Raw genomic sequence first — 12622 nt, 5'->3', positions numbered from 1 at the left:
ACCCTACCATTCACTTTTCTATTGGATGTGGTGGGGTTTGAACGGTGGGTGCGCTGTGCTTACCCACCCTACCATTCACTTTTCTATTGGGCATGGTGGGGTTTGAACGGCGGGTGCGCTGCGCTTACCCACCCTACCATTCACTTTTCTATTGGGTATGGTGGGGTTTGAACGGCGGGTGCGCTGCGCTTACCCGCCCTACCATTCACTTTTCTATTGGGTGTGGTGGGGGTTTGAATGGTGGGTGCGCTGCGCTTACCCACCCTACCATTCACTTTTCTATTGGGTGTGGTGGGGGTTTGAACGGTGGATGCGCTGCACTTACCCATCCTACCATTCACTTTTCTATTGGGTGTGGTGGGGTTTGAATGGTGGGTGCGCTGCGCTTACCCACCCTACCATTCACTTTTCTATTGGGTATGGTGGGGGTTTGAATGGTGGGTGCGCTGCGCTTACCCACCCTACCATTTCACCGCTGCCAATACCCGTAGGGCGGGTAAGCGCAGCGCACCCGCCGGGCCAACATTATGCCTCCAGCGCCTGCTCAAGATCCGCCAGCAAATCCTCCGCGTCTTCAATCCCAACCGACAACCGAATCAACTGCGGCGTAATCCCGTTCGCCAGCCGCTGCTCAAGCGGAATCGAGGCGTGCGTCATACTGAACGGCTGGCTCACCAGGCTCTCTACGCCGCCAAGGCTCTCGGCAAGCGTAAAGAGCCGCAACTTTTTAATCACCTGCGCCGCACGCTGGTCATCGCCACGCACCACGATGGAAATCATACCGCCCGCAAGCGCCATCTGACGGCGCGCCAGCGCATAATGCGGGTGGCTCTCCAGCCACGGGAAAAACACCTTTTCCACCTGCGGATGCTGCGCCAGCCGCTGCGCAATCTTCAGCGCGCTGGCGCTGTGGCGCTCCATACGCAGCGCCAGGGTGCGGATGCCGCGCAGCGTCAGAAAACTACTGAACGGATCGAGCACGCCGCCGACGGCGTTCTGCAAATAAGCCAGTTGCTCCGCCAGTTCAGGGTTATCGCCCACTACCGCCAGCCCCGCCACCACGTCCGAGTGGCCGTTCAGGTATTTGGTGGCTGAATGCACCACAATATCAAACCCAAGCGTCAGCGGGCGGTGGATCGCGGGCGACGCAAACGTATTGTCCGCCACGCTTATCACCCCACGGCGGCGCGCCAGCCCGGCGATAGCCTCCAGATCCGCCAGTTTCAGCAGCGGGTTGGTCGGCGTCTCGACCCAAATCATCCGGGTTTCCGGGCGGATCGCCGCCTCCAGCGCCGCGAGATCGTCCGGCTTCACCCAGGAAACGGTCAGCCCCGCGGTGCGCTTACGCACGTTTTCCAGTAGCCGGTACGTGCCGCCGTAAACATCGTCCACCGCCACGATATGGCTCTCTTTGTCGAGCAGCTCCAGCACCGTAGAAATCGCCGCCAGCCCGGAGGCGAACGCGAACCCCTGGCTGCCCGCTTCCAGCTCCGCGATGGCGCGCTCCAGCGCGTGGCGTGTCGGGTTGCCGCTGCGCGAATATTCATAGCCGGTATGCTCGCCGGGCGCGGGCTGCGCGTAGGTGGAGGTGGCGTAGATCGGCGGCATCACCGCGCCATGCTGATCGTGATGCGTGCCGCTGTGCACGCTGAGCGTTGCGAATTTATCCATGATAAAACTCCTTATGATTCAAGCTGGTTTCGCCAGCGGTTCAGCACATCGGTGCGGGTGATAAGCCCGAGAAAGCGCGTATCGTCAGTAATGACCGCCACCAGCCCGCGTTCGAAAACCTCAAACAGTTCCCGCTCGCTGGCGCTTTTATCGAGCGTCACCACCTCGCGGTTCATGGCCGCCGAGACGGGCGTGAGAAAGCGCTGGCTGTCGCCGCGGATAAAGGTCAGCAGATCCCACTCATCGACAATGCCCACCACGCGCCCCTGCGCCAGCACCGGAAGCTGCGAGATATCGTAAAGCCGCATCCGGGCGAGCACCGTCGCGAGCGAGTCATCGGGTGCCGCGGTCACGGCCGCGCCTTCATCATGGCGAAACGCGATGTAATCCCGCAGATCGCCCACGGCGGGCCGCGTTTGTAGCCCCTGCTGGCGCAGCCAGTCGTCGTTAAACATTTTCGAGAGATATTTATTGCCGCTGTCGCAGGCGAAGGTCACCACGCGCTTCGGGGTGGTCTGCGTGCGGCAGTAGCGCAGCGCGGCGGCCAGCAGCGTGCCGGTGGAAGAGCCCGCCAGCACCCCTTCGATTTTCAGCAGATCGCGCGCGGCGGCGAACGCGGCGGCGTCGGTCACGCGAAAAGCCTGCCGGACGCCCTCCAGATGCGCGAGCGGCGGAATGAAATCCTCGCCGATGCCCTCCACCAGCCACGATCCCGCCTCGTGATAGCGCCCCGTTTCAACCTGATCGGCCAGGATCGATCCTGCCGGATCGGCGAGCACAAATTCGGTATGGGGAGAGTGCTCGAGAAACCAGGCCTGTAGCCCGCCGAGCGTGCCGCCGGAGCCGACGCCCACCACGATGGCGTCAATGTGTCCGTCAGCCTGCGCAAAAAGCTCAGGCGCGGTCGTGGTCTGATGCGCCAGCGGGTTGGCCGGGTTATTGAACTGGTCGATATAAAACGCGCCGGGCGTTTCATCGGCGAGGCGCTGCGCGTAATCCTGGTAATACGCCGGGTGGCCTTTGTTCACGTCCGATCGGGTGAGCCGCACGTCCACGCCCAGCGCGCGCAGGTGATAAATCTTCTCGCGGCTCATTTTGTCAGGCACCACCAGAATCAGCCGGTAGCCCTTCTGGGCGGCGATAAGCGCAAGGCCAAGGCCGGTATTGCCCGCCGTGGCCTCAATGATGGTGCCGCCAGGCGCAAGCCGCCCCAGGCGTTCGGCCTCGTTAATCATCGAGAGCGCCACGCGGTCTTTAATGGAGCCGCCGGGGTTCTGGTTTTCCAGTTTCAGCAGCAGTTCACACGGGCCGGTATCGAGCTTTGCGAGGCGCAGCAGCGGCGTCTGGCCGATAAGAGAGGTTACAGAATCGACTATCGACATGGTCGGTTTATCCGGTCATCAGAGAATGGCCAAATGATAGGACTGCGTTTTTGCGTGGTTAAAGAATCATTCGCGGCCCGTTAGAACCAGATGGAATATTCTGTGCTGTTCTGGCGGTAAAGAAGGCGAGCGGTAAAGTCGTCCGGAAATATCGATGGCTGAACGACGCATTTTCGCTGCGATTTTCACCGTTTTTTTCAGTCGCACATGCCCCGCTTTGCCGGTTTGCGCATTTAGATTGCCGGAATTTATCGAAGCCGCCCGGCGCGTTTTCCGTATACCCCGGCAAGAGTGAGCGGCGTACAATAGCGGCGTTTTTAAAAAGCGAGAAGAACATGGAAAAGGATGCAGGACGGCGGCCAGACAGCGACGACGCGCTGGCGCTACTCACGCGCGGCGTCACGCTGATTGACGTTCGCGCGCCGGTGGAGTTTGCGCAGGGCGCTATGCCGGGGGCGCTCAATCTGCCGCTGATGAATAACGATGAGCGCGCGGCGGTGGGCACCTGTTACAAACAGCACGGCCAGCAGGCTGCGCTGGCGCTCGGCCACCGTCTGGTATGCGGCGAGACGCGTGAAGCCCGGCTTAACGCATGGCGTCTCGCCTGTGAGCATCATCCTGAGGGCTATCTCTGCTGCGCCCGCGGCGGGATGCGCAGCCATATCGTTCAGCAGTGGCTGCGCGAGCGCGGCATCGACTATCCGCTGGTGGAAGGCGGTTATAAACGGCTGCGCCAGGCGGCCATGGACGCCACGGATCGCTTAAGCCGTCTGCCGATGGTGCTCATTGGCGGCTGTACCGGCAGCGGCAAAACGCAGCTGGTAAAAGCGCTGCCGACGGGCATCGATCTGGAAGGGCTGGCGCATCACCGCGGCTCGTCGTTTGGCCGGACGCTGACGCCGCAACGGGCGCAGGCCAGCTTTGAAAACCATCTCGCCGCCGCGATGCTTAACCATCATGCCCGCTGGACGACGCTCAGTAACCCGTTCTGGGTGCTGGAAGACGAAGGCAAAATGATAGGCGCCAACCATCTGCCCGCCGTGCTGCGCGAACAGATGCTAGAGGCGCCGGTGGTTGTGGTCGAAGAGCCGCTGGAGCGCCGTCTGGAGCGGCTGCGTGAGGAGTATTTTGTGCAGATGCAGGCCGCGTTTCAGGTAGCGCTCGGCGATGAAGCCGCAGGCTGGCGCGCTTACGGCGACTACCTGCACCACGGGCTTTACGCCATTCGTCGCCGTCTCGGGCTCGCGCGTTACGCCGAGCTTGCCTCGCTACAGGCCGCCGCGCTGGCCCGCCAGCAGCGTACCGGCGATACCGACGGCCACTTCGCCTGGCTTACGCCGCTGCTGGAGGGCTATTACGACCCGATGTATCGCTATCAGTTAGAGAAAAAAGCGCAGCACATCGCGTTTCGCGGCGACTACCAGCAGGTGGACGCCTGGCTGCGCCGCCGCTACTGCGCTAGCCGTTAAACTGGCGAAACAGCGCTTTGCCTTTCAGGAGCCGCACGCCAAGCCAGCCGCCGCACAGCGACAATAACAGCGCGCCGCAGAGCGGCAGCATCGCCCACAGCCGCCAGTCCGGCTCCCACGGGAAGTCAAATACGCGGGTTTGCAGGACGCCAAGCGCCACTTCGGCCCCGATGGCGGCCACCAGCCCCGCCACCAGGCCAAGCAGCGCGAACTCGCTCCAGAGCGTGGCGCGCAGCAGTTTTTTCTCCGCGCCCAGCGTGCGGTAGACCACCAGCTCCTGGCGGCGCTGATGCATACCCACCTGCACCTGCGCCAGCAGCAGCAACACGCCGCAGGCGGTCACCAGCACGACCATCACCTCCAGCGCGCGGCTCACCTGCTCCAGCACCTGGCCTATCTGTTTGAGGATCGCCCCAATATCCAGCACGCTCACCGTCGGAAACTCCCGGTTAAGCTGTGTCAGCATAGTATCGGCCTTGTCAGCGCGGAAACTGGTCAGGTAACTCTGCGGCTGCCCGTCCAGCGCGCCAGGCGGGAAGATAAAGAAAAAGTTAGGCCGCAGGCTCTCCCAGTCCACTTTACGCAGGCTGGTCACTTCCGCCGTAAACGCCTGAGTGTCGCCGGTAAACGTGACGCTGTCGCCAGGCGCGATATTCAGGCGCTTCGCCAGCCCCTCTTCCATCGAAACCTCGCCCGGCCCCGGCGGCCAGCGTCCTGCGGTAATCGGATTATGTTCCGGGCGTTCCGCCTGCCAGGTAAGGTTCAGCTCGCGATTGAGCGCTTCATCCTCGTTGCCCGCCGTGGCCTTGCCGTTAATCTGCGTCAGCCGCGCGCGAACGATGGGGTAAAACGCCTGCGGGATAATCTGATGCTCCGCCAGAAACGCTTTCACTGCGTCGCGCTGCTCCGGTGCGATATTAATCAGAAAATAGTTCGGGCTTTCCGGCGGCAGTTGCTGCTGCCAGCGGTCGAGCAGATCGCCTCTTAACACCAGCAGCAGCGCCAGCAACATGAAAGAGAGCGAAAACGTCGCAAGCTGGCTCAGGGTTTGCCAGGGCTGACGCAACAGGCGGTTGACCGCGAGACGCAGCGCCAGCGAGCGCAGCCGCAGACGACGCATTCCCCACAGCAGCGCCCAGCCCGCGAGCCCGCACAGCGCCGCCAGCACCACCGCGCCCGCCAGCACCGCCCAGAGCAGCATTCGTCCGCCCATCAGCGCGGCAAGCAGCGCCACCACAATCAGCGCCATCACCGGCAAATAGATTTTCAGCGGCCAGAGATTCGCCACCGCGTCGCGGCGCAGCACCCGCAGCGGCTGCGTCGCGAGCAGCAAGCGATAAGGCCGCGCGCCCACCAGCAGCGAAATCACGACCATCGCGCCCACGGCCCACAGCCACGGCCAGAAACTCGCTTCCGGCAGCGCGGCAGGTAGCACCGGTTTAAGCAACCGCATCAGGATCGCTTCGAAAATCAGCCCTGCCGCCCCGCCGGTGAGGGTCGCCAGCAGCAGCACCATCAGCCACTGGCCGACAATCAGCTTGCGCAGCGCCGCGCGTCCGGCGCCCAGCGTTTTCAGAATAGCCACCAGATCGTAGCGGCTGCGGCAGTAGTGGCTCATCGCTACCGCCACCGCGGCCACCGCCAGCAGCAGGGTCAGGAGCGCCGAAAGCAACAGGAACTGCTGCGAGCGCTGGAGCGATTTACCGAGCGCGCTGTCGTCCTGCTCAAGGCCGGTCCAGCGGTGTTCCGGCTGAAGCTGCGGCAGCAGCCAGCGTTCATACTGCGCGAGCGCCTCAGGCTCGCCTGCGAATTTATAGCGCCAGGTGAGACGGCTGCCGGGCTGCACCGCGCCGGTCTGTTCGACATCCGCCAGATTCATCAGCAGCCGCGGGGCCATCTGGAACGGGTTAAAGCCGCTGTCCGGCTCCTGGATGACCTCGCCCGCCACCTTCAGCGTCGCGTCGCCCACGTCCACCGGATCGCCAGGTTTCACGCCAAGCAGCGCCATCAGGCGCGGCGCCAGCAGCACCGTGCCCGGCGCGGGCAGTAGCCCCTGCGGGCGCGTTTGCAGCGTGCCGTAGAGCGGGTAGCGCGTATCCACCGCCTTAACGCTCGCCAGCTGCGGGCGGTCAGCGGCGAAGGTCATGGTGGAAAAACTGAGCTGCCGTGAGACGGCAAGACCCTCTTCTCCGGCTTTATCGAGCCACGCCTGCGGCACCGCGCGGGAGCTCTTAAGCGTCCTGTCGCCCGCCATGAATTCACGGGTCTGCTGGCTTAAGCCTTTTTCCATGCGGTCGCTGATGTTGCCGAGCGCCAGCACGCAGGCCACCGCCAGGCTCAGCGCCAGCCAGACGATGAGCAGCGACGGCGAGCGCCATTCGCGCCAGAACCAGCGGGCCGTCATGCTTCCTCCCACAGCTTGCCGTCGCGCAGCCGCAGCGTGCGATCGCAGCGGGCCGCCAGTTCAGGATCGTGCGTCACGAGAATCAGCGTCGTGCCGCTGTCGCGGTTTAAAGAGAAAAGCAGATCGGCGATGCGATCGCCCGTCTGGCGATCCAGGTTGCCGGTGGGTTCATCGGCAAACAGCACCGCCGGGCGGCCGTTAAACGCGCGCGCCAGCGCCACGCGCTGCTGTTCGCCGCCGGAGAGTTGCGCGGGCAGGTGATCGAGGCGTTTGCCAAGCCCCAGCTGTTCCAGCAACGCCTGCGCCTGCTGGCGGCTGGCCTTGCCGGTTTCGCCGCGCAGCATCGCGGGCAGTTCGACATTCTCCAGCGCGTTAAGTGTGGGGATCAGCATGAACGACTGAAACACAAAGCCGACATCCCGCGCGCGCAGCCGCGCTCTCGCCTCTTCATCCATCTGGTGCAGCGGCTCGCCCAGCAGGCGCACCTCGCCGCTGGTGCCGTCGTCCAGCCCCGCCAGAATCGCCAGCAGCGTTGACTTGCCGGAGCCCGACTCGCCCACCAGCGCGATGCTCTGGCCCGGTTTGACAACCAGTTCAACTCCGGTAAGGATGGAAAGTGCGTGTTCCCCCTGACCGACGGATTTATTAAGATGATGAACTTCAAGAATGTTTTCCGCTGGCATTTCCCTTTCCTGTTACTGGCGTTATTAAGCTTTCGCGCCGCCGCGGCGGACACGTTACTGGTGCTGGGCGACAGCCTGAGCGCCGGTTATCGTATGGCGGCGGATGCCGCCTGGCCTGCGCTGCTGAACGATAAATGGCAGCAGCGCGACGTGCGCGTGGTGAACGCGAGCATCAGCGGCGACACCGCTCAGCAGGGCCTTTCGCGCCTGCCTGCGCTGCTTAAACAGCATCAGCCGCGCTGGGTGTTGATCGAGCTTGGCGGCAACGACGGCCTGCGCGGGTTTCCGCCGGATACGCTTTCCGCCACGCTCAGGAAAATCATAGAACAGGTTAAAACCGCGGGCGCGGAGCCGCTGCTGATGCAGATAAAACTGCCAGCGAACTACGGACGCCGCTACAATCAGGCGTTTGAAGCGATTTACCCGGAACTGGCGCAATCCTTTTCCATCCCCCTGCTGCCCTTTTTTATGGAAGAGGTCTACCTCAAACCGCAGTGGATGCAGGACGATGGCATTCATCCCAATCGCGACGCCCAGCCGTTTATCGCCGACTGGATGGCGCAGCGACTGGCCCCTTTAGTTAAACACGACTCATAACCCTGCGGGGCGCTGAGCGGGTAAAGTTATGCAAAAATCACTCTTAATTACAGGATGTTCCAGCGGTATCGGTCTTGCCTGCGCGCACGAGCTGCGCCGCCAGGGGTTTCAGATCCTCGCGGCCTGCCGTAAACCGGACGATGTGGCGCGGATGAACACGCTGGGCTTTACCGGCATCGAACTCGATCTCGATTCGCCGCAGAGCGTGGAGGCCGCCGCGCAGGAGGTGATCCGCCTGACGAATAACCGGCTGTACGGGATTTTCAATAACGGCGGCTACGGCGTTTACGGGCCGCTCTCCACCATCAGCCGCGCGCAGATGGAACAGCAGTTCTCCACCAACTTTTTCGGCGCGCATCAGCTCACCATGCTGCTGCTGCCCGCGATGCTGCCGCACGGCGAAGGGCGCATCGTCAATACCAGTTCGGTCATGGGGTTAATTTCCACGCCCGGACGCGGCGCCTACGCCGCCAGCAAATATGCGCTGGAGGCATGGTCTGACGCGCTGCGCATGGAGCTGCGCTACAGCGGCGTGAAGGTGAGCCTGATTGAGCCTGGCCCTATCCGCACGCGCTTTACGGAAAACGTCAACCAGACGCAGACGGACAAACCGGTCGAAAACCCCGGCATCGCCGCGCGTTTTACGCTCGGCCCCGAGGCGGTCGTCGCCAAAGTGCGCCATGCTTTTGAGAGCCCGAATCCGCGCATTCGCTACCCGGTCACGCTGGTGACCCACGCGGTAGGCATACTAAAACGGCTACTGCCGACGCGAATGATGGACAAAATTTTACACGGGTAAGTTGAAGGCGCGCGCCCCGCCCCCATGTAAAAAGAAAATCGACAACAGAGAGTCACTCATGTCCGAACAGAATATTATCAATCTCAGCGAAGCGAACCTGCACCAGATCCTGGAGCAATCCATGAATGTGCCGGTGCTCTTCTATTTCTGGTCCGATCGCAGCCAGCACTGTCAGCAACTGACGCCGGTGCTGGAGAAACTGGCGAACCAGTATCAGGGCCAGTTTATCCTCGCGAAAGTGGACTGCGATAACGAGCAGGCTATCGCCGGGCAGTTTGGTCTGCGCGCTATTCCGACCGTGTACCTGTTCAGCCAGGGCCAGCCGGTAGATGGCTTCCAGGGCCCGCAACCGGAAGAAGCGATCCGCGCGTTGCTCGATAAAGTGCTGCCGCGTGAAGAAGAGCTGAAAGCGCAGGAAGCGATGGCGCTGATGCAGGAAGGCAAAAACGCCGACGCGCTGCCGCTGCTGAAAGACGCGTGGCAGATGTCGAACCAGGCGAGTGAAATCGGCCTTCTGCTGGCGCAGGTTCAAATTGCCCTTAACCGCTCTGAAGATGCCGAAGCGGTGCTGAAAACTATTCCGTTGCAGGATCAGGACACCCGTTATCAGAGCCTGGTGGCGCAGATAGACCTGCTGAAACAGGCAGCGGACACGCCGGAAATCCAGCAGCTGCAACAGCAGGTGCAGCAAAACCCGGATGACGCGCAGCTCGCCAGCCAGCTTGCGCTGCAACTGCATCAGGTCGGGCGTAACGAAGAGGCGCTGGAGTTGCTTTTCGTACACCTGAAGAAAGATCTTAACGCCGCCGACGGTCAGGCGCGTAAGATGTTCCAAGAAATCCTGGCCGCGCTGGGCACCGGTGACGCGCTGGCATCGAAATATCGCCGTCAGCTTTACTCCCTGCTTTACTGAACTGATCCCCCACCGGCACGGATGCCGTGACGTTCCCCTGCCAGATTCGGGCGCTGCGCCCGGGGCTGGAATAAGGCAAAAAAAACAGGGCATTACGCCCTGTTCTTTTACTTCACTTCCGGATGTCTTTCCTTCAGATATTGCAGCACTTTAGGATGCAATTTATGTTGCGCCCACGTCCAGCCTTTCCAGTAGTTCTCATCATTCAGATATACTTCACCCGGCACATTAAAATCACTGATTACCGCCCACTCTTCAAAGATTTCTGGGCTTCTTTTCTGCACCAGTTGAAGCAACTGTATCATTGACATCGCCGACGCCGGAACCGCGACCTCGCCGGTAAGATATTTGTGAATCGTCGATCTGTTGGCTTTAAACAATACAGGCAGTAGCGCCCGGTCGATGTTCATCTCGCTAAAGATCTTCTCAAAATCGTTCATATTGATATGTCCTGTCCTGAAACGTGCGCATTAGAAACTTGATTTAGCGCAAACAGAGCGCATTTTAACACACTTATAGAAACGGATTTTGAACAGGACATGTGTTCTGAATAATTTTACCCGAAAAACAACTCTTTACATTTTCTGACATTTACCCCCAAAGCGACACGGGTGATTTTATGTTTCCAATGGAAACGATTTAGCATCTATTATAGATACAGCTCGCATGTTACACGTCACACAGCCTGCTTTACTTCACATATTTCTGAGCGTAATTTCCATTTTAAGAAACTCGATTAGTTTCTGTTTTCGGGCATATTGAAAACCTAACAGAAACGAAAACCAACTTACTTTGTGGAGCGTAAAAATGAAATTCCTGAAGGTGAAAGCTGCTGTTTTGGCGGTATCGATATCCAGTCTTTGCGCGGCTTACGCTCATGCAGCAATCTCTGAAGGTGAGCGCGATGCAGCCATGCAGCAATTTATGCATGGTGCAGAAGTGTATAACTCATTGCCGTTAACCGCGCCGCAAAACCAGCTTGATGACGCCCATCAGGAAGCCGTGGCGGGACTTGAACGTCTCGGCGTACATGCTGGCGATGTAGAAGATCTTATTGCGAACTACCGCTTATATCACAACGTCGATACGTTAAGTCACGGGTTGAATTATTCTCTGGATGGCGCGCCGGCATTAGCGCCATTAACCGCCGCGAGACCCGATCCTGTTCAGATCAATACGCGCAATATCGACCGTAACGAAGCCCAGATTGAAGTCACTAATCAGCGTCTTGATGATGTCGCCGCGAAAAACAATCAAAACGCTGTAAACATTCAAAAAGATGCGGCTGAAATGGCAAATATCGCTTCAGTTAACGACTCTCAGGATCATGTTCTGGATGTTCACCAGAACGCGATCGAGAAAAACACCGCTGATATTGCCACCATCAAACATACCGATCAGCTCCAGCAGCGTACGCTGACAAATACGGTTAGTGCGATTCATAATGTTCAAAGCGATCTCAATGGCATCCAGCGCGAGCAGGCTAACCACGACCGTACTGCCAGCCAGCATGTTACCGTGCAAAACGGTAAAGACGCCGATATGTCGCTTGTGAATAAAAACACTTCAGACATCAGCAGCCTGAATGGGGTTGTTATCGATAATATGCACCGCATCACGAATCTTGAGTCCGGTCTTACCCGCACCACCACCGATACCCTTGTTAACGCGCAGGGTATAAAAGATAATGCCGCGGCGATTGAAAAAAACTCCGCGCATATCACCGCTAACACGTCGCAAATCACCAGTAACACCCAGACTATAGCGCGTGTGAGCCAGTCGGCTGAGGGCAACGCCAGACTGCTTTCTCAGACCGCCAACGTGCGCTATCAGAACATGGTGAATGCCAGGCACGCCGCGGAACAGAGCGCTCTCCAACAGAAAATTGACGTGACCGCGATGGCAGAGGCGAAAACGCAGGCACAAGCAAAAATGAGAGCCGCCGTTCAGAACGAGGCCTGGTCTGAGCAAATGCAGACGCTCGCGACTAACGAATCCACAGCTATTAGCAGCAATAACGTCGCGATTCGTTCCACCTCCGCGCAGGTAGACAACAACACGCAACAGATCGCTAAGCTCAATCAGAACTTCAACAGCCTCAGGCAAACCGTAGACGATAACCGCCGAGAAGCCGCTGCAGGCTCTTCTTCTGCAATGGCAATGGCCAATATCCCGCAGGTGATGAACAGTCAAACAGTGGCGATCGGCGCGGGAGTTGGAGGTTATGACAGCGAAAATGCGGTAGCGGTCGGTGTTTCTTTCCGCGCCGCACAAAACGTGACGGTGAAAGCCACCTTAAGCGATGATACTCAGCAAAATGTAGGGTATGGCGCGGGCATGTCTGTTGGCTGGTAAATCAAGCCAGATTAACCTGTCTCGCTGACAGCCTTTTATTAAATTATTAAAAAACCTTGATGGTAATTCTGTAAAAAGAACAGGCAGCATTACGCTGTACTAAACACTCATCATCCAAAGAAAATAAACAGGGCACAGCCATGACCACTGGCAATAATGCTGAATTATGGCGGTGCGCTTTTTGATGAACTTATAAAAAAGATGTGTTTCCTTGTCCTTTGGGGTAATGGAGTCGCCCCGCCTTTTTAAAGCAGCTACGCAATTTCGGCTGATTTACAAAGGGGTAAATAGAATAATGATAGCAAACCGATATCACAACAGAACGGGAAATTGACATAAATAACAGCAC

At 59.2% G+C, this 12622-nt stretch carries 11 protein-coding genes; 5 read left to right on the top strand and 6 right to left on the bottom strand.

Annotation, left to right across the window (positions count from 1 at the left end):
* Positions 1–525 precede the first annotated feature (525 nt).
* From AACV31_RS14020 to AACV31_RS14010, 3 genes are read right to left on the bottom strand one after another with little or no spacing between them, the layout of a single operon-like run.
* Entirely contained in the window at positions 526–1671 is a 1146-nt protein-coding gene (locus AACV31_RS14020; protein WP_165153249.1) for a trans-sulfuration enzyme family protein, read from the bottom strand.
* 11 nt (positions 1672–1682) lie between these two features.
* Positions 1683–3053, bottom strand: a complete 1371-nt coding sequence (locus tag AACV31_RS14015) for a pyridoxal-phosphate dependent enzyme (protein WP_165153247.1) — start codon at positions 3051–3053, stop codon at positions 1683–1685.
* 58 nt (positions 3054–3111) lie between these two features.
* The gene (locus AACV31_RS14010; RefSeq protein ID WP_165153006.1) at positions 3112–3390 is read right to left on the bottom strand and encodes a hypothetical protein; all 279 of its coding nucleotides are present in this window, start codon (positions 3388–3390) and stop codon (positions 3112–3114) included.
* On the opposite strand from AACV31_RS14010, the gene mnmH reads away from it, so the two are divergent.
* On the top strand, positions 3389–4522 hold the full coding sequence (gene mnmH / locus AACV31_RS14005) for a tRNA 2-selenouridine(34) synthase MnmH (protein ID WP_165153245.1): 1134 nt from the start codon (positions 3389–3391) through the stop codon (positions 4520–4522). The two genes, AACV31_RS14010 and mnmH, sit on opposite strands and share 2 nt — an antisense overlap.
* Here mnmH and ybbP read toward each other — a convergent pair.
* Both ybbP and ybbA read right to left on the bottom strand, forming a co-directional pair.
* Positions 4512–6926 (bottom strand): putative ABC transporter permease subunit YbbP, encoded by a 2415-nt coding sequence (ybbP, locus tag AACV31_RS14000; protein WP_165153243.1) that lies wholly within the window; start codon positions 6924–6926, stop codon positions 4512–4514. The two genes, mnmH and ybbP, sit on opposite strands and share 11 nt — an antisense overlap.
* Positions 6923–7609, bottom strand: coding sequence for a putative ABC transporter ATP-binding protein YbbA (gene ybbA / locus AACV31_RS13995; RefSeq protein ID WP_007767829.1), 687 nt, complete (start codon positions 7607–7609; stop codon positions 6923–6925). The genes ybbP and ybbA overlap by 4 nt, the downstream gene beginning before the upstream one ends.
* On the opposite strand from ybbA, the gene tesA reads away from it, so the two are divergent.
* The 3 genes from tesA to AACV31_RS13980 are packed head-to-tail and all read left to right on the top strand — an operon-like array spanning position 7577 to position 9918.
* Complete coding sequence (gene tesA, locus AACV31_RS13990; protein WP_038857952.1) at positions 7577–8206, top strand: multifunctional acyl-CoA thioesterase I/protease I/lysophospholipase L1; 630 nt, start codon at positions 7577–7579, stop codon at positions 8204–8206. The two genes, ybbA and tesA, sit on opposite strands and share 33 nt — an antisense overlap.
* Before the next feature lie 28 nt (positions 8207–8234).
* Positions 8235–9005, top strand: a complete 771-nt coding sequence (locus AACV31_RS13985; protein WP_165153241.1) for an SDR family oxidoreductase — start codon at positions 8235–8237, stop codon at positions 9003–9005.
* A gap of 58 nt (positions 9006–9063) precedes the next feature.
* A complete protein-coding gene (locus AACV31_RS13980; RefSeq protein ID WP_041923285.1) occupies positions 9064–9918 on the top strand; it encodes a co-chaperone YbbN in 855 nt (284 codons plus the stop codon).
* Positions 9919–10025: 107 nt separating this feature from the next.
* On the opposite strand, the gene AACV31_RS13975 is transcribed toward AACV31_RS13980, so the two are convergent.
* Positions 10026–10358 carry a hypothetical protein gene (locus AACV31_RS13975; protein WP_075198174.1) on the bottom strand — a complete coding sequence of 111 codons (333 nt, stop codon included), beginning with the start codon at positions 10356–10358 and terminating at the stop codon, positions 10026–10028.
* A 367-nt stretch (positions 10359–10725) separates the two neighbouring features.
* Between AACV31_RS13975 and AACV31_RS13970 the strand changes: the two genes are divergently transcribed.
* Positions 10726–12273, top strand: a complete 1548-nt coding sequence (locus AACV31_RS13970) for a YadA-like family protein (RefSeq protein ID WP_255491215.1) — start codon at positions 10726–10728, stop codon at positions 12271–12273.
* The last annotated feature ends 349 nt before the right edge of the window (positions 12274–12622 follow it).

Origin of the sequence: Cronobacter sp. EKM101R, assembly GCF_963888145.1 — a bacterium.
Lineage (GTDB): Bacteria > Pseudomonadota > Gammaproteobacteria > Enterobacterales > Enterobacteriaceae > Cronobacter > Cronobacter turicensis.
The sequence above is the reverse complement of the archived record's forward strand: the minus strand, read 5'-3'. Positions and strand labels throughout refer to the sequence as shown.

What these genes read in the sequence shown, in the direction of transcription:
- AACV31_RS13985 (WP_165153241.1), top strand. Translation starts at nt 8,235, where the DNA reads ATGCAAAAATCACTCTTAATTACAGGATGTTCCAGCGGTATCGGTCTT.
- AACV31_RS13980 (WP_041923285.1), top strand. Translation starts at nt 9,064, where the DNA reads ATGTCCGAACAGAATATTATCAATCTCAGCGAAGCGAACCTGCACCAG.
- AACV31_RS14010 (WP_165153006.1), bottom strand. Translation starts at nt 3,390, where the DNA reads ATGTTCTTCTCGCTTTTTAAAAACGCCGCTATTGTACGCCGCTCACTC.
- ybbP (WP_165153243.1), bottom strand. Translation starts at nt 6,926, where the DNA reads ATGACGGCCCGCTGGTTCTGGCGCGAATGGCGCTCGCCGTCGCTGCTC.
- AACV31_RS13970 (WP_255491215.1), top strand. Translation starts at nt 10,726, where the DNA reads ATGAAATTCCTGAAGGTGAAAGCTGCTGTTTTGGCGGTATCGATATCC.
- AACV31_RS13975 (WP_075198174.1), bottom strand. Translation starts at nt 10,358, where the DNA reads ATGAACGATTTTGAGAAGATCTTTAGCGAGATGAACATCGACCGGGCG.
- ybbA (WP_007767829.1), bottom strand. Translation starts at nt 7,609, where the DNA reads ATGCCAGCGGAAAACATTCTTGAAGTTCATCATCTTAATAAATCCGTC.
- AACV31_RS14015 (WP_165153247.1), bottom strand. Translation starts at nt 3,053, where the DNA reads ATGTCGATAGTCGATTCTGTAACCTCTCTTATCGGCCAGACGCCGCTG.
- tesA (WP_038857952.1), top strand. Translation starts at nt 7,577, where the DNA reads ATGATGAACTTCAAGAATGTTTTCCGCTGGCATTTCCCTTTCCTGTTA.
- mnmH (WP_165153245.1), top strand. Translation starts at nt 3,389, where the DNA reads ATGGAAAAGGATGCAGGACGGCGGCCAGACAGCGACGACGCGCTGGCG.
- AACV31_RS14020 (WP_165153249.1), bottom strand. Translation starts at nt 1,671, where the DNA reads ATGGATAAATTCGCAACGCTCAGCGTGCACAGCGGCACGCATCACGAT.